This window comes from Natronosalvus sp. KLKA75 (genome assembly GCF_059736265.1).
The window spans coordinates 1,213,544-1,231,412 of the sequence record NZ_CM185522.1; the positions used below are offsets into that span (position 1 = coordinate 1,213,544).

The window sequence follows — 17,869 nt, forward strand, 5'->3', positions numbered from 1 at the left end:
CCTACCCCCAATCCTTCCGCGCTCGACTTGCTCGACTGGCGATCCATATCCACACATTACCGGGTGAGAAGTGTGAGGATTCGCCATGATGTACGAGGGAACCCGATCTCACGTGTCATCCTCGGAGGGGATGAGCGTGTACGTGACGAGCGCCCCGATCGCTCGGCGGAGTCGTTCCGTGACGGCCTGATCGGAAATCTCGAGTTCGTCGGCGAGTTCCTTGGTCGTACAGCCTCTCGGGATGTCGTAGTACCCCATCTCCACGGCCAGCGTGATCGCTTCTCGCTGGGGACTGGTCAGGCCGTGCCACGGACCGGCGTCCGGTTCTGTCGGATTGTACACGCGAGCCACTTCCAGCGAGATCTGTGCGTCCTCACAGCTGGTCGTGAACTCGCTGAGGGCCGTGTGATCGGGGAATCGCAGTTCGAAGGCCCACGATTCGGGTGTCCCGGTGGCACTCAAGAGCTGGCCCTCGGTTTCTCTGATTCCCCGAAAGAGGTGGTCCTGGTTCGCGTCCCAGTCGAGCGTGAAGAGCGTTCGGTCCTTGAAGACGTCGACCTCCGATGCGTCGTTGACGGTCGGGTGGCGTTTGACGGCGTCGACGAACGAGGTTCTCGTCGAGTTGTGGATCCAGAAGAGGGGAACGGTGGCCTCACCGATCGGCACGAGGTTCTCGAGTTCGATGGACGTAATCCCCTCGATGTGCAGAATCCGCCCGAGTTCGAAGTCGGCGGATGGGATTCGGAATTCTGCGATCACGCTCATGACTCGCTCTCGTCACCATGGTTGGCCATGCCGGTACAAAACTAGGTGGCATGGTACACCATGCTTTACCAAGATTGGAACCAGGCAACCGTTTCCCCGCCTCAAAATTCACTGCTCGAAGCATCATGTCGTGCTCACACTGCCATTACCTGGCACACCGCGTCTCCAAACTGCCATTACCCGAGTCGCTGCGTCGTTCTCGAATCGCCATTGTCGGACTGCTGCGTCGTGGCTTGATACATCACCCACACCGGTTATTCACCGTCCCGACGAACTGGGAGTATGGCTACCGTGCTAGAATTTACGAGTCCAGCAGAGGAGTTTCCGCTGGGAACGATCTTCGAAAACTTGCCGGGGGTCACGGTCGAACTCGAGCGACTCATCCCGCACGAGACCCTGATCATCCCCTACTTCTGGATCCGTGGCGCGGAGGCCGAGGATATTGAAGCCGCCTTCGAGGCTCACGCTGGCATAGTCAGCGTCGACCTCGTCGACAGCGTCGACAGCGAGTTTCTCATGCGGGCGGAGTGGGAGGAGTCGTACTTCGGTATCCTGAGCGCGCTTGCCAAGACCAACGTCGCCGTCCTCTCCGGGATCGGGACGAGAGACGGGTGGCGTTTCGAGGTTCGAGGCGAAAGTCGCGGCGCGATCAGCGAGTTCCGAACCAGTTGCCAGGAACACGACATCTCCATCGAAATCACTGCCGTGCACGCGCTACTCCCGATACAGGGCGACGGGTACGAGTTGACTGACCCACAGCGAGAGGCACTGGTGCTGGCGTACGAGCGGGGTTACTTCGATTCGCCGCGCGAGGCGTCGCTCGAGGACGTTGCCGACGAACTCGGCATCACCCAGCAGTCGCTTTCGTCCCGACTCAGACGCGGCCATCGCCGTCTCATCGGCGCAACGCTCGCTAATCCGTAGACATGGGCGGAATGCTCGGTAGACCGGTATTAGTATCTTCTGTATAATCAGTGCCGCTCTTCACCCGACTCAGGCCGCTAGGGTGACGTAGTATGATTGATACACAGGCCGGTGTCGAGTTGGCGTCGATGGCGTTTCATCCGGAGTCGGAAACGTACAGAGCCGAGTACGACCAGACTTCAGTCTCTGCGAGCATGGCCGTCGTGGCGGTGCTCTCGGAGGTGATGGATGTCGATCCAGTCGAACTGGAACCGCTTCACGCGTCCGTTAACACTGGTGCGCTCGACAATCTCGCCCGCGTTCGAGACGGAACGGGGGAGGGGGTTTCGATCACGTTTCGGGTAGCGACGTACGCGATAACCGTCTCCAACGACGGTACGGTCGCGCTCACTTTGCGAGAGCGGACGGGAACGGACGGCGTGGCCGAGGGAGTGTCTCCCGTATGACCTCCGAAGAAGCCTCACTCGCGACTCGAGCGGAACTCAATACCGAATTGCAGTCGCTCCTTCGTCGAGCGTCCGGTAACGGTGTCGACGTCGAAGGTGGGTGGGAGTGTCGGAACGGTCCCGAGCATCCAGACTGGGACGTGATCGTCACGGAAGTGCGAAAGAACGGCGAGTCGGAGTGAACGAGTGCGTCGGCGAACGCGATTTCTGCGGACGATGATCTTTTCGCCGAACGATGTTCAGCCCCGGTAGCAACGAAGGGAGTGCAGGCGTCCGATCTCGGCTCGATTACGTTTCGCGCTGGACTCGATGGACGAACTCCTCGAGTTCGTCTTCGATGAGCGTCGAAACGCGTTCTCCGTATCGCCAGAGTGCCGCGTTGAGTCGCTCTTCGATCTCGTCGTCGATATCGTCTCCATCTCGGAGGACGGAATCTTCGGTTATCTGTGGGTGATAGACACAGACGACACCGAGCGGGACGTCAGAGCCCATGTCACCGGCGGTGTGAATCCCGTACTGATCGGTTCCCCAGACGCCGTCTCCACCCTGTCGCTCGAGTGCCGAGTCGAGCGCATCGAGGAGCTGTACGTCCTCGGCCGTGAGAATCGGGTCGTCACCTTCGAACAGTTCGCTGTACGCCTCCGTTCGGGCACGGTTCGTCCATTGCTCCAGGTGAGACCGTGCGCGTACGATCAGTTGCCGTTCGTCCGGACGCTCAATCATGGCCTAGTGACGACTGCCAGGTCAATCAACGTTTGCGTCGACGGTCTGTGAGTTCGCTGGCGACGGTGGCGTGACAGCCATTCATGGGGCGTCCATTAACGTGCCGTCCACAGCGTTATCACGATCACGACTGTATGTCACTATATGGCAGACACGAAACGGAGTCGAGAGAAGCAGGCTCGGGACGAGGAGAACCGACAGCGAGAACGGGAACTCTCGGAAGCGCGCGACCGTGGCGACGAGGCCGAACCACCGGATGAGTGGGACGAAACCGACGAGGAAGGCCCGACGGGCGACGATTACGACTCGCCTCGAGAGTGCCACCGCCGCGACTGTACCGAACCGGCGACGTTCGTCGTCGTCGAACGCTATCAGGAAGAGACCGGACACGGTGCCGTCGAGGCGAAGGCGTTCCTGTGTCGCGCCCACACCGACGAAGAGAGTCCCGCTAATCTCGACGGTGCGTACGACGACTACCTGTTTCGCGTCGAGATGCTTTCGGAGGCAGGAACAGAGACAGACACCGCGACGACGGAGTGATTGGCGCCTCGATTTGCATTTGCAGTCGAACGCTCGAAGCCCGTTGCCCGATCGCTCGAGGCCGTTCCCCGGCCGCTCGAGGCTGCCTCCAACCGCTCGAGACCGCTCTCCCAACCACTCGGCGAGTCCGATGGCCTACCGGTACGATAGCTCGAGATCGAGCGCCCGCTCGAGCACCCCCTCGTCGTACAGGTCGTCCGTCTGTTCGGGACGGGTACGGTGGATCGCTCGAACCGTCTCGACGGTGTTCCGGAAGTTCTTGAACGTCGCCTCGTCGACCATCTGGCCGTCGATCGTCACCGCACCCGTTCCCTCGACCTTCGCGGCGTTGAACCGCTCGATCTTGTCCACGTCGCGCTCGAGTTCTGCCGGCGTGGGCGTGTGGATCCGGTTGGCCTGGATCGTCTGTTTGGGGTACAGCGACCAGGAGCCGTCGAGACCGATCCGCGCCTCACGCTCGACCTGGTCGGCGTAGCCGTCGGCGTTGTAGACGGTTACGCCCGCGCGTTCGGCGAAGAGGTCGTCGAACGGGCCGCCGATCGCCAGCAGGTCGTTCGCGCTCGCCTCGTTCGAGAGCGCCTCGAGCAAGCCGTCCCAGCGCGGGCGGCCGTCGCCGAGGTCGCGTCCGCCGAGTTCGGCGGTGTAGTCGACGGGGCCGAAGACGAGGGAGGTGAGGCGCTCGCCGCCGGTATCGGTCCCCAGCCGAGCGATTTCGCGCAGATCCGACCGGGCGCGTGCCGTTTCGACGATGATCGAGAGCCCAATCGATCCCTCGGGGTGGCCGTGATCGGCTTCCGCTCTGGCCACCGCCTCGAGGGCGCGCTCGACGTCTCCCTGTCGGCCGACCTTGGGGACCACGACGCCGTCGATTTCCTCGCCTACGTCGCGGACGAGCGTGTCTATTTCCTCGCGGCCCCTGGCACGCAACGTTTCGTCGTCGTAGCTCCACTGGACGCGCGGCCAGATCTCCCCGGGAAATTCGAAGTCGGGGAGCAACTCGCAGACGTTCTCGAGCCCCTCGGCTTTCATGTCCGGGGCAGTGCCGTCCTCGAGGTCGGGGACGAGCCAGTCGGGGGCCTGGAAGCCCTCGGCGGTGAGGCCGGATCTGAGGTACTTCGCCGTGTCGTCTTTCGGGACGGCGGCCGGTGCGGTCTGGAAGGTGCGGCAGGTTCGGTCGGTCATGTGGTATGTAGGTCGTGTTCGTGTCGTGATGAAAACGATTCAGTCGTCTCGAGTCAGCACTTCGGCGGTTCGAATCCCGGAGTACACCGGCTCGTCGTGCTGGTTGAACGCCACGTGCTGGAAGCGGACGGTCCCCGCCCGCTCGTTCGCGGTCGTCGTCTCGCGACTCGTCTCGAGGACGCGCGTGAAGCAGTAGACGGTGTCGCCGGGGGTGACGAACGCGTGGAAGCGTTCGTCCTCGAAGCCGACTTCGCGGTGGGTTCGCTCGTCCGAGCGAGCGTGGCCCAGCGCCGTCGAGCGCGTCACGTCGCCGTAGGCGACGATCCCACCCGAGGGAGCGTCGGCCATCGCGTCGGCGTTGTGGTGCTGTTTCGCCGTGTTGAGCGTCGCCAGCGGCAGGGTCGCGACGGTCACGTCGTCCATGGTGCGCCCGCGTTCGTGCCGGTAGGCGACGACGGCGTCCCGGTTCTCGGCCGTCTCGAGAGTAGCCTCGAAGTCCTCGAACGCGTCGCCTGCGGGGGTCACGAACGTCTCGGGGAGTGCACTCGCGGGACGTTCGGTATCTGACGGGCGGCCACCGCCGTCGGCCTCGGCGCCGCTCCCGTCCGTCTCGAGTCGCTCGCGTCGCGGAATCATGTTGGTCCGCTCGTAGGCACAGAGCGTTTTGCCCGTCCCGGCGTCGTACCCGCGGGTCGCCCAGGTGACGATGCCGTAGTCGGGCCTCGAGTTCGACCCCTTCGTAGTCAGGACTTCGCTCTCGACGCGCAGGTCGGTCCCCGGAGTGACGACGTCGGCCGGAAAGCGGACGTTCGTCCGGCCAAGGAAGTAGCCACCTTTCTCGCTCAGGTCCTCGACGGTGCAGCCGAGGGTGGCCGCCAGCAGGTAGTCCGGGTGGATCGGCGGTTCGTCGTACCCGCGATCGCTGGTGACGTCCGCGCGCCAGTACACGGGGTCGTGGTTCAGCGTCTGGCTCGTCCACAATTCGTTCCCCCAGCGAGTCAGCCGGAGTCCGGGTTCGTGTTGGATTACGTCTCCCTCTGCGAAGTCCTCGAAGTGGTGTCCTTTCTCGCGGGTGTCCGCTCGCTCGAGCGCGCTAGTGAAGGTGTCGGGGTCGGTCCACTCGAGGTCGTTCCTGACACTCGAGTCGCTCTCGTCTCGCGAACCGTCCGCGTTGGCGTCAGTCATCGGCAGTCACCTCCTCCGGTTCGCTCGAGGCGGTCGGTGCGTGCCCGCGGCGGGCGAGCGTCCGGCGCATCTCGTTCTCGACGATCATGTAGCCCTCGTCGAACCCCATGCCGGGCTTGGCCAGCACCTGGGCGGCGTCCGTCGCGAGCGCGACGTGCGCACAGGCACGTGCGGAGATGTCCGTCTCGTTGCAGGTGCCCCCGAGGTACGCGCGCGTGTCGGTCCCCTCGCAGTAGCGGACGGCCTCGCCGCTCCGGTGAACCCCGCCGAGGTCCGGCGTCTTCACCTGCACGAGGTCGGCGGCCCCGGCGTCGACGAAGGCCTGGACGTCCTCGAGGGTGTTACACCACTCGTCGGCCACGATGTCGACCTCCACGCCTGCCGACGAGAGCCCGTCGCGCAGTTCGGCCATCGCGTGAATCTGATCCTCGCGCGTGCCGACGTCCATTGGTCCCTCGATCTGGAGCGGAATCGGGTCAGCGGCGGCCTCGAGGTCGGCGAAGTACTCGAGAATTTCGTCGTCGTCGAACGGCGCGCCGAATAGCTCGCCGATCGTGCCGTAGACGTCGACGTGGAAGCGCGGTTCGTAGCCCTCGGGACCCAGTTTGCCAGCACGCTCGCGGAGCCACTCGAGGTAGGCGAGCAGGTTCTCGCCCTCGGGGCCGAGCTTCGAGGGGCTATTGAACAGCCCGTGGGGGAGAACGGGAACGCCCTTGAGCAGCATCTTCTCGGCGTTTCGTCGACGGTCGTCGCCGGACTGGCCGAAGACGGGGACCGGCTCGGTCGCCGGTTCCGTCCCGAGCACGTCTGCGAGCACGTCGGTCATAGTTCTCACGCGCGTGCGCGCGGCTGCGGCGAGGAGGGCCTGGGAGACGCCGTAGCGGACGGCAGTGTGCAGTTGGGAGCCGTCCTGGCGAAGCCCCTCGAGCACGGCCGCGTTCTCGCCGAAGTCTCTCGGGTCGCGGCCGACGAGCGCGTCGGCGACCGCCCCCTCGACCAGGGGGGCGTATTCGGCGGCGCGAAAGAGCGGGTCGCGCCCGCCCGCCCCGGAGTACTGGACGGCCGCGCAGTCGCCACGAACGACCGTTCCGTCGCTCAACTCGAGGTCGACGAGCAGGGCTTCGCCCGCCTGACGGACCGACTCGAAGCCGTCGGTGAGCGGTTCGCCCGCGTAGGCGAAGCCATCCTCGCGGGCGCCGCGCTTGATGGCCAGCTGGTCGTCGGTGTAGAAGCCGGAGACCCCGAGAGTTGCTCGGATTGATTCAATCTGCACGGGTGTCACCCCCGTTCGGCCGGCCGATGAGGCGGCCGTCGCTGATCGCGTCGACGTCGTCGGCGACCATGCGAAACGACTGCTGGCGGCCCTCGGTTTCGGCCCGCTGGGCGAGGCGTGCGGCGTGGGTTTCCTTGACCTCGTCGCTCATCGCGAGGTCGCCGAACTCGAGGATGCGGACGCGGCCGTCGTCGTCGCGGGCCGGGAGGACGGCTCCGCGGGCGCTGTCGCTCGGGGCGAAGGGAACGTCCATCGCGCCCAAGTCGAACGCCCGGATCGTTCCGCGGGCGACGTCACCGTCGCCGTGCTCGAGGACTGACTCGAGGAGACAGCGGGTTTCACGCTCGATCAGATCCTGTTCCTCGTCGATGCCGTCGATGTCGATGTCCTGTTCGAGTGCCATGTCGATGATCTGTCTCGTGGTTCGGAGGCCGGCCGCGTTCGCCTCCTTCGTCGGAACGCCCTGGAACTCCTGGGGTGATTTCGTGATGACCTTGTCGGGGCGGGCGATGGCCGCGGTCATGCCGCCGAGGCCGATGACGCCGTTCGCCCGCGCCTCGTCGGGCGGGAACCCGCCCATCCACTCGTGGAAGACGGTGGTGACGCACACCTCGTCGGGGAGGTACTCCTCGCCGAGGGATCGGAGTGCGCGGAGTGCGGCCACGTCCTGGACGACGTTCCCGACCTGGCCGTAGCCGAGGGTTAGCGAGCGCACGCCCTGTGTGGCAGCGAGCAGCCCCTCGAGCACCATCACCGCGATGGCGATGCTCGGCGGGACGAGCGTTCCCGTGAGCGGGCCGAACGGCTCGCGGTTGATTCGGACGCCGCGTTCGGTGTAGGCACCCGCCAACCGGTCGACGAACTGCCAGTGTTCGATGGTCGTCGCCAGGTCGTGGCGCTTCGTGTAGGGGATGTTGTAGGAGATCGGGCCACCCTCGAAGCTCTGGAACCCGCCCGCGAAGGTGATCGCGGCCAGCAGACGGGCGTCGGGGGTCCCGTGGCGGACCTCGATCGGTGCGTCGACGGCCTCGATCAGGTCGCGACAGCCGTCGACGCCGTGGTTGACCGCCGGGAAGCCGTTGAGGGTGTCCTCGCCCGACTCGCGGGCGGCCTCGAGTCCCTCCTGGGCCTTTCCGTACTCGTTGTCGCGCGTGTAGGAGTCGATGGTCGTCGGCAGGAGGTCCGCCTCGCCCTCCGAGTGAAGGTACTCGAGTAGGCCGATCTGGTCCTCGAGGCGCGGAACGCCCGCCCTCGGTTGCAAGAGCGGGTGGGTGGCCGACTCAAGTACGTCCGCGAAGCGCTTCGTGGACGGCAGCGACTCGTGGAACTCGACGGCTTCGTCGAAGTCGACGGCCTCGCCAGTGGGCCAGTTCTCGCGGAGGGCCGCGTCGATGCGTTGCAACTCCTCGGCCGGAATGCGCTCGTCGCGTATCATCTACGAGGTGACGGTGGCCCGGTCTCGTTCTTGCTCCGTGGCCGTGAGCTGGAGGTCGCGCTTCAGGGCCGTGATTGCCTCTTCGGGCTGAGTCTCGGCGTCGAAGACGCGATCGAATCCCAGTTCGTGGAAGGTCTCGCGAGTCCGCTCGAAGTCGTCCTGGCCGACGGCGAGGTTGCCGCCGATGTAGGTCACCGCGTCGACTTCGTGGGCCTCGAGCGTCTCCTCGAACCCCTGGCAGTCCTGTTCGGCGTGGCCGTAGAGCGAGGAGACCAGTACGGCCTCGGCGTCGTGCTCGCTGGCGGCGTCGGCGAACTCCTCTTGGGAGGTCTGGACGCCGAGGTTGATGACTTCGAAGCCTGCTGCAGCGAACGCCTGCTCGAGGATCGTGATGCCGACGACGTGGGCGTCGGACCCGATGACCCCGAGAACGACCGTGCGGGACATTGTGTGCACAACCATGATAGACCTGTGTTTAAAGTTAATGGTCGATCATGATAATACACCTAATACACCTTAACACCCCTCCTGTGGGACCCTATGACACCATCATGATTTATAGTAAAGGTTTTTACCTCCATTACGTGAGGTGAGGGCATGGGAGCGCTCTCCTCGCTTCGCGTGCTGGATCTGACGCAGGTGCTCGCCGGACCGTACTGTACGATGTTGCTCGCGGACATGGGCGCGGACGTCGTCAAAATCGAACGGCCGGGTGGGGACCTCATCCGACCAAACCCACCGTTCGTCGAAAGCGCCCAGGATGAGGCCTACGGCGGCTACTTCCAGAGCGTCAATCGCGGAAAGCGCAGCCTCGAACTCGATCTCGGGGCCGAGCGTGACCGCGAGGCGTTCCTCTCGCTCGTCGAGGAGGCCGACGTGGTCGTCGAGAACTACCGCGCGGGCACGATGGAGCGGTTCGACCTGGGTTACGAGACGCTCGCCGAGCGCAATTCGGAACTGATCTACTCCTCGATTCGGGGCTTCGGCGACCCGCGGACAGGCGAGACGCATCGGCAGGGCCAGCCGTCGTTCGACCTCGTCGCGCAGGCGCTGGGCGGCGTCATGGAGATCACCGGCCAGGAGGACGGCCCGCCGACGAAGGTTGGCCCCGGCATTGGCGACCTGTTCACGGCGACGCTGAACTGCGTCGGTATCCTCGCGGCGCTGCACCACCGCGAGCGAACCGGCGAGGGCCAGTACGTCGATACCGCAATGTACGACGCGATGATCAGCATGACCGAACGGGCGATCTACCAACACTCCTACACCGGCGAGGCGCCGACGCGTCAGGGGAACTCCCATCCGACCCTCTTTCCGTACGACGCCTTCGAGGCTGCCGACGGCCACGTCGTGATCGCCGCGTTCGGCTCGAACCACTGGAACGCCCTCTGTGAGACGATGGACCGTCCGGACCTCGCCGCCGAGTACCCGGACGCCTCGAGTCGGCTCGGTAGTCGAGAAACGCTTCGGGCGGCCATCCTCGAGTGGACGCGCGAGCGCACGTGTGACGAGATCTGCGACGCGCTCGAGGGCCGGGTCCCCGTCGCGCCCGTCCAGAACACAGCAGACATCTTCGACGACTCGCACGTGCACGCGCGCGAGATGCTTGTTCCGGTGGCCCAGCCCGGAGCCGACCGCGAAGTCGAAATCGCGGGCAGTCCGATAAAGATGAGCGAGACGCCCCCACGACCGCGTGGGCGCGCGCCGCTGCTCGACGAACACCGCGAGGAGGTACTCAGGGACGCGGTTCGAACGGCGGAATCCGACTGAGTCCGCGACAGCGGAGAGTAACCCTTTTGCGCCCCCCGGGCACACGCTCTGGTATGGACTGGCCACACGACCCCGACGGGGAGGAGGGCAGCGAAGGGATGCGCAAGTTCGACATGGCGATCATCGCCAAAAAGGTCGACGAGGACGAGGACTTCCCGCTCGAGCGCGACGCGTTCGTCGAGGCCCACGGCGACGAACCCATCCGTATCAATCACCAGTCGGTCGTCGCGCTCGCGGACATCTTCGAGTACGTCGACGAGTCGGAATTCGAGACGATTACGGACATGCACAAAGCGGTCGGCGCGGCCATGCGCGAGGGGAATTTCTGGGACTACCATCCGGTTGGCGCGAGCCCCGAGACGAAGTCGGCCTGATCGACGCGTCGTTTCGATCGACCGTCGGTGCGCCGTTCACGTTCTCGTTTTCGTTCTTGTCCCTTCTCGTTTCAGGTCTCAGTACAAATCGACTCGAGTCGCCTGACCAGTGACCGTTCCTCGGGCGCGGTCCGTGTGGTCGAGTAGACCCCCGATCGAGTTGCCTCTGATCTCTCATCACGAATCTGGATTACGTATCGCTTATACGATATCGTTCGAAACGGACGAGTACCGTGACGAACACGCAGGTAACGCTCTTTCAGATCGACAACTACGGACCGTGGACCGTGACGCCGGAACCGCGACGGGAAGCCGACCTCCAGACGCTCCAGTCGCGACTGTACGCCGACCTCTCGCAGTACATCGGCGCCCGCGACGGCTACGTCTTCTTCACGCGATTCGACAACATGATCGCCGTCACGAACGGCCTCGACGTCGAGGACCACGCGTTGATCCAGGAGTCCGTCGGCAACCGCTATCCGGTCACCCTGAGCCTCGGCGTCGCGACGGGGACGACCCCGGTGCAGGCGCTCTCGGACGCGACGAGCCTCATCCAGGACGCCGGCAGCGCCCAGGACGAGCATCGCCGCGAGATCCTCGAGGGCCGAACCATCGACGACGCTCACCGAACCGACGGGGACGTCCAGATCGCCCACTTCGACGTGATCGACGCGACGGGGCAGTACACCGACGAACTCAACGCCTTCGATAGCTTCATCGAGATCGAACAGGGCTACGCCGCGCTCATGCGCCACATGCGCCGCGCCCACGGCAGCCTCTCGTTTTTCGTCGGTGGCGACAACGTCATCGTCGTCTGCCCCGACCTTGAGCGAGCGGACTACCTCGAGGCCATCGAACACGTCGAGTCGGCGGTCGACGTGACCATGCAGGTCGGCGTCGGCACGGGAGCCAGCGCTCACGATGCGGGATACGCGGCGAAACACGCCCTTGAGCACTGTCGGGCGAACGGGACGCGCGTGGAGTTCTGAATCGCCGCCGGGCCGTTCGGGGAGGACAGAAATCGGAACTTCAGTGTGTGACCGTATATACGTGTCGGAGGTACCTTTTAGGTCGTTTGGGCTGTGTATTTGGCTATGGAATCGGATCTGTCGGTCAGGGATACCCTGACGACTGAATACGTCGGTGTAAGTGAATCCGACACCGTGCTCGGTGCGGTGCAGTTGATGCGCGAAGAGCGCGCCGGCTGCGTGCTCGTCGTTCGTGGATCCGAGGCCGTCGGAATCATGACCGAGTGGGACGTCCTGGGCGTCGTCGAAGACGAGGATGACCCGGGTAAGATGACCGTCGGCGAGGTCATGTCGTCGCCGGTGCTCACGATCGAGACCGACCGCTCGCTGACCGATGCCGCCGACACGATGGCGAGTCAGAACATTCGCAACCTCGCAGTGGAGGAAAACGGCGAACTCGTCGGGGTGCTGACCCAGCGCGACGTCATCGCCGTCGCGGGATCGTTCCAGGGCGCGACGAGTCAGCCGGCCGCCGAAGGGGTCGGCGTCACGAACGAGGGCACCACGACCCTCTCGGACGAGTACGCGACCAACGGTGGCGAGGAGTTCAGCACGCAAGGCGTCTGTGAGGCGTGTGGGACGCTCACCGACTCGCTCCAGGAGGCCAACGGCCAGTTGGTCTGCGTGGACTGTCGGCAGGTGTGACGTGCCCGCCGAGCTGTGTGGCCGGCCGATACGGCCCGTGGCTCGTTCACCCGGACATCTCGAGCGGCGAGGCCGGTACCTCGAGCGGCGATGTCCGTGTCTCTCCCGATGGCGCTCGGTCCTCGAGCGGCGGCACCCATCGTTCGAGCAGCGATACCCGCTTCTTGAGCCGCCAGTGCTAGCAAACCCACCTCGAGCGCCACCCACCCGCGAATGACGGTCGGTGACGATATCGACCTCGTGATCGAACTGGCAACGAGTGACGACCTCGAGGCCGTCACGGAGTGCTGGGTCCGCCTCGCGACCGATCAGCGCCGACACGGATCCGTCGTTCGCTCGGAGGCCAACCGGGAGACGATGCGGGCAACCCTCGGTGCCCACCAGGTCGACGACGGATTGCTGGTCGCCCGTGACGGGACCCGAATCATCGGATTCGCGTCCTTCTCGGTCGAACACGGCGCGCTCGAGTTGGCGTGTACGCGCGGTTTCCTCTCGAACCTCTACGTCGACCCCGACTACCGTGGCCAGGGAATCGGGTCGGCGTTACTCGAACACGTCGAGGCCAGCCTCGCCGACCGCGGCGTCGATCGGCTGATTCTCGAGGCAATGGCCGACAACGAGGCGGCCAGGCGCTTCTACCGCGAGGCGGGGTACGAACCGTTCAGGGTCGGGCTCGAGCGCGAACTCGATCGGCCGGCCGAAAACGATACACACTCAAAGGACGAGTGATAACTCACAGACCGCGCCAGGGGAGCATGGGTGGTACATGCACTCGACTTGTAATCGAGAGTTCACGGGTTCAAATCCCGTCCCTGGCTCCTTCTTGCGATCGTCGGCTCCGACGTCGAGCGGCGCGGACGATTGCCTCGATTCGGCGTCGCGCTGTACACGCTGACCCGGAGCGACTCGCCCGCAGTCCAGAAACACTCCGTCTTCACCTGCTGTCGAACTGTCGCTGTGAGTGTCACTTACTCACGTGGTTGATGGCGAGAAACCCGGTAAAAATTGTAACCAACTGTGACGTTCGGTCAATTGACCGACTGTTTCATAGAATCCAGACGTTCAATACGTGATTACACTCTCGAGTTCGCCACTGAGCTCGTTCAGACTACGCTGACAGTACTAATTTTATAATCAAATTAGGTCCCAAATTGAAAAATAATGGCCATACTAGGTCATTGATGGATAGAAATGTGCAGCAAGAGGGGCTTGAGGCCACAGGTTTTATATCCAACCGTGTAAAGCATCCGCCAATGCTACTGTCAGCCGACCGATCGAGCATGAAAGAAGGAGTTCCTCTTAGTTTCCGTATCGTCGAAGCCGTTGCCAGAGAAGAGGGTGTCGACCCAGTCGAAATCGAACCTCCCGAGTACGACGCGCTCTACGACGTTCTCAATCCAGAAGCGCTCGACTCCCTGTTTGCGCCACGCGAGGATGGCACCCCACGGAGCCCCGGCGAAGTAACGTTCACGTTCTGTGGCTACGAGATGGTCGTCGAGAGCGACGGCGAAGTCACTATTCTCGATTGACTCGTTCGCGTTTACGGTCGTCTTGCCCACACACCGCACAGCACTGCCCAGAGCGACGTAGTGTCGTCCGCATCGAACATGGCGCAAACGGCTACTCGAGTCTACGTCCGCAGACTGGTTCGAAGATTGACTCGTGGAGGCGTTCGGCCACCGTCTCCATCAGCGGCTCGAGGTTCGCGGTGTCGGCCCGATTGTACTGAACGAGCGTCTCGAGGGCGTCCTCGTCGCCACGTTCGTACTGGTGCCAGAGGCGAACCGCGTCGCGGCCGCTGATGTCCGGCTGGTCGCGGTCGATGCCCAGGTCCCGTTCGATCCGTTTGAGCCCGCCCGTCAGGTCGAGTTTCCGACAGGGATACATGAGGTCGATGTGGGGCACCGAGGCATCGACGTCGAACGCCGTCTCGAGGAAGGGGACGTCGAAGCGCTGCCCGTTGAACGTCACGAGCGCCGCGGCGTCGTCGAACTCGGTCTGGAGGCGGTCTCGCGTGAGGTCCTGGCCGTTGACGTACGTCCGGGTTTCACCCCGGCGGTGGACGCTCACCGTTGTGACGTCGTGATGGCTGGCATTGAGGCCCGTCGTCTCGATGTCGAGGTAGCAGACGTCGTCGCGAACGTTTTCGAAGAATCGCCAGCGACTCGCCGCCGGGAGCGCCTCGGCGAACGGCGAGACGTCACCGGCCTCGAGGTGGCGTCGGCCGTCGTCGATAAAGGTCTCGATGCGGTCGGCGACGGTCGAGCCGACGACGCTGCCGTCGAACTCGTCCCAGTGGGTGATGCCGTGTTCCCAGAGGCGACGCTCGGTGGTCTCGCCCACGCCGCGAACGGGGAGAAAGCTGTTCTCGATTTGCACGTCCGATGAGGGGCGTTCAGGTCGCAAAAACGTGTGGGTTCGACCGGACACGAAACGAACGGTCCGTCGTCTTTGCTATATTTTCTATACGTATGGTCGAGGTAGACTCGAGGCGCCCTCGGCGTTCGACTCGCCATTACTGGCTCGAACGGTATCGAAACCCCCCCCCCCCGTTGTACCCTGCGGTCGATTTCGATTGGCTAGCGGTCGGCTCGTGAGAATCCGAACCCCCTCCCCCGAAACCTAGTAATAGTACAGCTCGACGGTGTGACCGCAGTTGTGACACGTCGTCTCCGTACCGCTGAGACGGTGTTCCTCGTCGCTCGCCTCGAGGTCGTGTCCGGGTTTCCTGATCCCCGGTCCGCCGGGGACGGCCGCGCGAACGGACTCGCTACAGGCGGGACAGCCGACCGTTACTCGGGGGCGTTCAGATTGTGACATACCTGCCACGTACCGTATCGGTCGTTTTTGTTATACGAGTCATAAGCCCGGTCAGCGGCCGCCTAGCCGGGATCTAACTCGCTGAAACCGTTCGGAAGCGTGCCTCACCGATCGAACGAAACGGGCTCGAAGTCGAAGAACGCGGTCTCGTACCCGTCGTGTCGAGCGACCTGTGGCGCGGTGTCGACCGAGACGGTCACGTGGTCGGCCGCGGTCACGTCGTCGGTCGCCAGCCCGTAATGGTGACCGAACTCGTGATCGAGCGTTTCGACCAGCGGCTCCTCGAGCAGCGTCTCGCCGTCGGCCTCGAGGGTGACCGACAGCGACGTGAAGGGGAGCGGCACGTCGTTGTACGGCGTGCGCGGGAAGACGGCGAGGTACGTGTCTGCGTCCGCGTCGGCAGACAGCCGCTCGAGGTCGGTCTCGATGGCCGTAATGGCCGCGTCGCCGCTCCGTTCGGTGCCGAAGCGGGTTCCGGGGAGGTCCGAGACGGCGGGTCCGGTGAACGCGGGTGCGGCGCCGTTTCCGTGTTCGTCGTTGCCCGACCCGGTTTCGTCGTGCTCGCCCTCGTGCCCGCCTCCGCCCCCGTGGCTCATCACCCCGAGTGCCCCCCGCGTCCCCTGTTCGTCCTCGGGAACCGAGATCAGTTCGAGGTCGCGCACGTCAGCGCGGGCGTACTCGAACGGAATCTCGACCGTCTCGGGCGACTCGAGTCGTCCCTCGAGGTCGCCGGTTCGGCGGGTCGTGATCGGGCCGACCTGGATGCGGGCCGTGTACGATCCCTCCTCGGGGAGGGTGACGTTGTCGCCGTAGTGAAATCCCATTCGCTGGGCGAGCATCGACCAGGGGGCGTCGCCGTGGACGAGGTCGCCGTCGGCGTCGACGATCTCGAGGCCCAGGTCGGCGGGGAGGACGACGCCGGTCGCGTCGTCCCAGACGGTCATCATCAGGTGGTGCGTGTCCTCTGTCTGGACGTCGACGCGCTCGCGCTCGCCGGAGACGAGCCAGAACCGGTGGGGAAAGGTGTAGGTGAGCGAGACGGCGTAGTCGCCCGCCGTCGCCTGACCGTACGTGGCCATCTCCTCCTCGCCGGCCGGCACGTAGACGGCGTCGGGACGATCCTCGAGCAGCGGCGGGGTGTTCCAGGCCGACTGTTCCTCGAAGCCGAGGCGCTCGAGGCAGCCAGCGAGTCCGAGCGAACCGGCGATGGCGGCGTAGCGGAGCGCGTCTCGCCGAGAGGCGGTCATACTCGAACCGAGGGTCGAGGCGCCAAAACCGCTGTCGGTTCGCCGATCGCCGAACCAACGAGCCTTTGATCGACCGGTGCCAGGATTCGAGTATGGACAGACGGACGTATCTCGGCGGTCTCTCGACGGCGGGTCTCGCCGGGGTTGCGGGGTGTCTCGGCTCGGTCGAAGGCGTGCTGGGTGGCGAGGATTCCGACGACGACGTGAACGAGTATTGGGGCGACGGGCAGACCGTCCTCGAGGCGCCGGCCGAATCTCAGGGCGACCCCGTTTACCCGATTTACGGCCAGGAGATGCCGTCGTTTTCCTTCCCGGACCCACTAACCGGCGAAACCGTCTCCTCGAGCGACCTCGAGGGCGAAAAATCCTATCTGCTGACGTTCTTCTTCACGTCGTGTCCAGACGGGGTCTGCCCGGCCCTGCTGTTGCGCCTACGGCGGGCGCAGGCCGACGCTATGGAACGCGACTACGTCGACGATCTGGACCTGCTGGCACTCACGTTCGATCCCGAGCGTGACACCCCCGAAGTGCTCGAGGAGTACGCCGGTCAGCAGGGGGTCGATCTCGAGGTCGGCAACTGGCACTTCCTTCGGCCCGAGGACAACGAGACGGCGAAGACGACGATCGACGAGACGTTCGGGATGAAGATCGAGCGGGTGGACGACGCCGAGGAGGGTAGTGACGGTGACGGTGACGCCAGCGACGAAGGCGAAAGCGGAGGCGACGAGAATCACGGGAACGACCACGGAAACGAAACCGAAGCCGAAAACGACAGCGAGGATGGCGGCAATGATACCAGCGGCCACGACCACGGCGAGTACACGTTCACCCACATCGCCCTGACTTTCCTCGTCAACGAACACGGCGTCGTCGAGCGCGCGTACCGGAACGGCGCCTCGGTCGACACCTCGAAGGTCCTCGAGGACGTACGCACGGTCGTTGGACAGTAACATGCGCAGGCGCGACCTCCTCGCAGGGCTCGGCAGTCTCGGCGTCCTCGCTACGGGCGGCGTGGTCGCCACGACCGACGTCTCGAGCCTGCAGTCTCGCATCCGGCGTCGCTTCGGCGACGAGGCCGACCAACTCGAGATCGAGACGGTCGACACCCAGGGGAGCGAGGCCGGGACCATCGCCCTCCCGTCGCTCGAGCAGCCGACGTTCATCGACTTCTTTGGAACGTGGTGTGCGCCCTGCATCAAGCAGATGCCTGCCCTCGTCGAGGCCCACGAACAGCTGGGCGACGAGGTACTGTTCGTCTCGGTGACCAACGAGAACGTCGGGTCGTCGACCGGGGCCTCGATCACGGAGGCGGAACTCGCCGACTGGTGGGCCGAACACGACGGCAACTGGACGGTCGGCGTCGATCGCACCGTCGAACTCGCCGAGCGCTACGGACTCCAGGGCTACCCGTACGCAGTCGCCGTCGACGAGTACGGCTTCGTGCAGTGGTCCGAGGACGGCATCAAGTCGGTCGACGAACTGATCGCTGGCATCGAACGCGCGCTCTGATCG

22 protein-coding genes and 1 tRNA gene are annotated in these 17,869 nt (G+C 64.5%); 13 read left to right on the forward strand and 10 right to left on the reverse strand.

The window, feature by feature from the left end; translation table 11 throughout:
- Positions 1 to 108 precede the first annotated feature (108 nt).
- Complete coding sequence (locus tag AC6I65_RS05940; RefSeq protein ID WP_497903110.1) at positions 109 to 765, reverse strand: helix-turn-helix domain-containing protein; 657 nt, start codon at positions 763 to 765, stop codon at positions 109 to 111.
- A 282-nt stretch (positions 766 to 1,047) separates the two neighbouring features.
- On the opposite strand from AC6I65_RS05940, the gene AC6I65_RS05945 reads away from it, so the two are divergent.
- The 3 genes from AC6I65_RS05945 (at position 1,048) to AC6I65_RS05955 (ending at position 2,317) form a co-directional block, all read left to right on the forward strand.
- Positions 1,048 to 1,689 carry a helix-turn-helix domain-containing protein gene (locus AC6I65_RS05945; RefSeq protein ID WP_497903111.1) on the forward strand — a complete coding sequence of 214 codons (642 nt, stop codon included), beginning with the start codon at positions 1,048 to 1,050 and terminating at the stop codon, positions 1,687 to 1,689.
- A gap of 92 nt (positions 1,690 to 1,781) precedes the next feature.
- Positions 1,782 to 2,135: a HalOD1 output domain-containing protein gene (locus tag AC6I65_RS05950; protein WP_497903112.1), complete on the forward strand. Its 354-nt coding sequence runs from the start codon at positions 1,782 to 1,784 to the stop codon at positions 2,133 to 2,135.
- Positions 2,132 to 2,317 carry a hypothetical protein gene (locus AC6I65_RS05955; protein ID WP_497903113.1) on the forward strand — a complete coding sequence of 62 codons (186 nt, stop codon included), beginning with the start codon at positions 2,132 to 2,134 and terminating at the stop codon, positions 2,315 to 2,317. The genes AC6I65_RS05950 and AC6I65_RS05955 overlap by 4 nt, the downstream gene beginning before the upstream one ends.
- A 106-nt stretch (positions 2,318 to 2,423) precedes the next feature.
- Here the strand turns inward: AC6I65_RS05955 and AC6I65_RS05960 are convergent, their stop codons facing one another.
- A complete protein-coding gene (locus AC6I65_RS05960) occupies positions 2,424 to 2,858 on the reverse strand; it encodes a DUF7539 family protein (protein ID WP_497903114.1) in 435 nt (144 codons plus the stop codon).
- Positions 2,859 to 3,002: 144 nt separating this feature from the next.
- On the opposite strand from AC6I65_RS05960, the gene AC6I65_RS05965 reads away from it, so the two are divergent.
- Complete coding sequence (locus AC6I65_RS05965) at positions 3,003 to 3,398, forward strand: hypothetical protein (RefSeq protein WP_497903115.1); 396 nt, start codon at positions 3,003 to 3,005, stop codon at positions 3,396 to 3,398.
- A 135-nt stretch (positions 3,399 to 3,533) separates the two neighbouring features.
- Here the strand turns inward: AC6I65_RS05965 and citE are convergent, their stop codons facing one another.
- From citE to glmS, 5 genes are read right to left on the reverse strand one after another with little or no spacing between them, the layout of a single operon-like run.
- Positions 3,534 to 4,580: an L-malyl-CoA/beta-methylmalyl-CoA lyase gene (gene citE / locus AC6I65_RS05970; protein WP_497903116.1), complete on the reverse strand. Its 1,047-nt coding sequence runs from the start codon at positions 4,578 to 4,580 to the stop codon at positions 3,534 to 3,536.
- A 39-nt stretch (positions 4,581 to 4,619) separates the two neighbouring features.
- Positions 4,620 to 5,765 carry a 2-methylfumaryl-CoA hydratase gene (gene mch, locus AC6I65_RS05975; RefSeq protein WP_497903117.1) on the reverse strand — a complete coding sequence of 382 codons (1,146 nt, stop codon included), beginning with the start codon at positions 5,763 to 5,765 and terminating at the stop codon, positions 4,620 to 4,622.
- Positions 5,758 to 7,038, reverse strand: coding sequence for a methylaspartate ammonia-lyase (locus AC6I65_RS05980; RefSeq protein ID WP_497903118.1), 1,281 nt, complete (start codon positions 7,036 to 7,038; stop codon positions 5,758 to 5,760). Before AC6I65_RS05980 ends, mch begins: the two co-directional genes overlap by 8 nt.
- Complete coding sequence (locus AC6I65_RS05985; protein WP_497903119.1) at positions 7,028 to 8,473, reverse strand: methylaspartate mutase subunit E; 1,446 nt, start codon at positions 8,471 to 8,473, stop codon at positions 7,028 to 7,030. Before AC6I65_RS05985 ends, AC6I65_RS05980 begins: the two co-directional genes overlap by 11 nt.
- Complete coding sequence (gene glmS, locus AC6I65_RS05990) at positions 8,474 to 8,935, reverse strand: methylaspartate mutase subunit S (protein ID WP_497903120.1); 462 nt, start codon at positions 8,933 to 8,935, stop codon at positions 8,474 to 8,476.
- A 135-nt stretch (positions 8,936 to 9,070) separates the two neighbouring features.
- Between glmS and mct the strand changes: the two genes are divergently transcribed.
- The 7 genes from mct (at position 9,071) to ddfA (ending at position 13,819) form a co-directional block, all read left to right on the forward strand.
- Entirely contained in the window at positions 9,071 to 10,243 is a 1,173-nt protein-coding gene (mct, locus tag AC6I65_RS05995; protein ID WP_497903121.1) for a succinyl-CoA:mesaconate CoA-transferase, read from the forward strand.
- Between the two features lie 53 nt (positions 10,244 to 10,296).
- Positions 10,297 to 10,617 carry a DUF5785 family protein gene (locus AC6I65_RS06000; protein WP_497903122.1) on the forward strand — a complete coding sequence of 107 codons (321 nt, stop codon included), beginning with the start codon at positions 10,297 to 10,299 and terminating at the stop codon, positions 10,615 to 10,617.
- A gap of 233 nt (positions 10,618 to 10,850) precedes the next feature.
- Positions 10,851 to 11,606, forward strand: a complete 756-nt coding sequence (locus tag AC6I65_RS06005; RefSeq protein WP_497903123.1) for a GTP cyclohydrolase III — start codon at positions 10,851 to 10,853, stop codon at positions 11,604 to 11,606.
- 105 nt (positions 11,607 to 11,711) lie between these two features.
- Positions 11,712 to 12,290: a CBS domain-containing protein gene (locus AC6I65_RS06010; protein WP_497903124.1), complete on the forward strand. Its 579-nt coding sequence runs from the start codon at positions 11,712 to 11,714 to the stop codon at positions 12,288 to 12,290.
- Positions 12,291 to 12,503: 213 nt separating this feature from the next.
- Entirely contained in the window at positions 12,504 to 13,019 is a 516-nt protein-coding gene (locus tag AC6I65_RS06015; protein WP_497903125.1) for a GNAT family N-acetyltransferase, read from the forward strand.
- Positions 13,020 to 13,034: 15 nt separating this feature from the next.
- A tRNA-Thr gene (locus AC6I65_RS06020) sits at positions 13,035 to 13,108 on the forward strand.
- A 435-nt stretch (positions 13,109 to 13,543) separates the two neighbouring features.
- On the forward strand, positions 13,544 to 13,819 hold the full coding sequence (gene ddfA / locus AC6I65_RS06025; protein ID WP_497903126.1) for a DdfA family disk-determining factor: 276 nt from the start codon (positions 13,544 to 13,546) through the stop codon (positions 13,817 to 13,819).
- A gap of 91 nt (positions 13,820 to 13,910) precedes the next feature.
- On the opposite strand, the gene AC6I65_RS06030 is transcribed toward ddfA, so the two are convergent.
- The 3 genes from AC6I65_RS06030 to AC6I65_RS06040 all read right to left on the reverse strand — a co-directional run bounded on the left by AC6I65_RS06030 (position 13,911) and on the right by AC6I65_RS06040 (position 16,357).
- Positions 13,911 to 14,669 (reverse strand): ribonuclease H-like domain-containing protein, encoded by a 759-nt coding sequence (locus AC6I65_RS06030; protein WP_497903127.1) that lies wholly within the window; start codon positions 14,667 to 14,669, stop codon positions 13,911 to 13,913.
- 243 nt (positions 14,670 to 14,912) lie between these two features.
- On the reverse strand, positions 14,913 to 15,110 hold the full coding sequence (locus tag AC6I65_RS06035) for a hypothetical protein (RefSeq protein ID WP_497903128.1): 198 nt from the start codon (positions 15,108 to 15,110) through the stop codon (positions 14,913 to 14,915).
- 104 nt (positions 15,111 to 15,214) lie between these two features.
- Positions 15,215 to 16,357: a DUF7350 domain-containing protein gene (locus AC6I65_RS06040; protein ID WP_497903129.1), complete on the reverse strand. Its 1,143-nt coding sequence runs from the start codon at positions 16,355 to 16,357 to the stop codon at positions 15,215 to 15,217.
- A 92-nt stretch (positions 16,358 to 16,449) separates the two neighbouring features.
- On the opposite strand from AC6I65_RS06040, the gene AC6I65_RS06045 reads away from it, so the two are divergent.
- Complete coding sequence (locus AC6I65_RS06045; protein ID WP_497903130.1) at positions 16,450 to 17,307, forward strand: SCO family protein; 858 nt, start codon at positions 16,450 to 16,452, stop codon at positions 17,305 to 17,307.
- Position 17,308: 1 nt separating this feature from the next.
- Positions 17,309 to 17,866, forward strand: coding sequence for a TlpA family protein disulfide reductase (locus AC6I65_RS06050; RefSeq protein ID WP_497903131.1), 558 nt, complete (start codon positions 17,309 to 17,311; stop codon positions 17,864 to 17,866).
- The last annotated feature ends 3 nt before the right edge of the window (positions 17,867 to 17,869 follow it).

Coding starts and splice junctions, on each gene's coding strand:
- AC6I65_RS05940 (WP_497903110.1), bottom strand. CDS start 765: ATGAGCGTGATCGCAGAATTCCGAATCCCATCCGCCGACTTCGAACTC.
- AC6I65_RS05945 (WP_497903111.1), top strand. CDS start 1,048: ATGGCTACCGTGCTAGAATTTACGAGTCCAGCAGAGGAGTTTCCGCTG.
- AC6I65_RS05950 (WP_497903112.1), top strand. CDS start 1,782: ATGATTGATACACAGGCCGGTGTCGAGTTGGCGTCGATGGCGTTTCAT.
- AC6I65_RS05955 (WP_497903113.1), top strand. CDS start 2,132: ATGACCTCCGAAGAAGCCTCACTCGCGACTCGAGCGGAACTCAATACC.
- AC6I65_RS05960 (WP_497903114.1), bottom strand. CDS start 2,858: ATGATTGAGCGTCCGGACGAACGGCAACTGATCGTACGCGCACGGTCT.
- AC6I65_RS05965 (WP_497903115.1), top strand. CDS start 3,003: ATGGCAGACACGAAACGGAGTCGAGAGAAGCAGGCTCGGGACGAGGAG.
- citE (WP_497903116.1), bottom strand. CDS start 4,580: ATGACCGACCGAACCTGCCGCACCTTCCAGACCGCACCGGCCGCCGTC.
- mch (WP_497903117.1), bottom strand. CDS start 5,765: ATGACTGACGCCAACGCGGACGGTTCGCGAGACGAGAGCGACTCGAGT.
- AC6I65_RS05985 (WP_497903119.1), bottom strand. CDS start 8,473: ATGATACGCGACGAGCGCATTCCGGCCGAGGAGTTGCAACGCATCGAC.
- glmS (WP_497903120.1), bottom strand. CDS start 8,935: ATGGTTGTGCACACAATGTCCCGCACGGTCGTTCTCGGGGTCATCGGG.
- mct (WP_497903121.1), top strand. CDS start 9,071: ATGGGAGCGCTCTCCTCGCTTCGCGTGCTGGATCTGACGCAGGTGCTC.
- AC6I65_RS06000 (WP_497903122.1), top strand. CDS start 10,297: ATGGACTGGCCACACGACCCCGACGGGGAGGAGGGCAGCGAAGGGATG.
- AC6I65_RS06010 (WP_497903124.1), top strand. CDS start 11,712: ATGGAATCGGATCTGTCGGTCAGGGATACCCTGACGACTGAATACGTC.
- AC6I65_RS06015 (WP_497903125.1), top strand. CDS start 12,504: ATGACGGTCGGTGACGATATCGACCTCGTGATCGAACTGGCAACGAGT.
- ddfA (WP_497903126.1), top strand. CDS start 13,544: ATGCTACTGTCAGCCGACCGATCGAGCATGAAAGAAGGAGTTCCTCTT.
- AC6I65_RS06035 (WP_497903128.1), bottom strand. CDS start 15,110: ATGTCACAATCTGAACGCCCCCGAGTAACGGTCGGCTGTCCCGCCTGT.
- AC6I65_RS06040 (WP_497903129.1), bottom strand. CDS start 16,357: ATGACCGCCTCTCGGCGAGACGCGCTCCGCTACGCCGCCATCGCCGGT.
- AC6I65_RS06045 (WP_497903130.1), top strand. CDS start 16,450: ATGGACAGACGGACGTATCTCGGCGGTCTCTCGACGGCGGGTCTCGCC.
- AC6I65_RS06050 (WP_497903131.1), top strand. CDS start 17,309: ATGCGCAGGCGCGACCTCCTCGCAGGGCTCGGCAGTCTCGGCGTCCTC.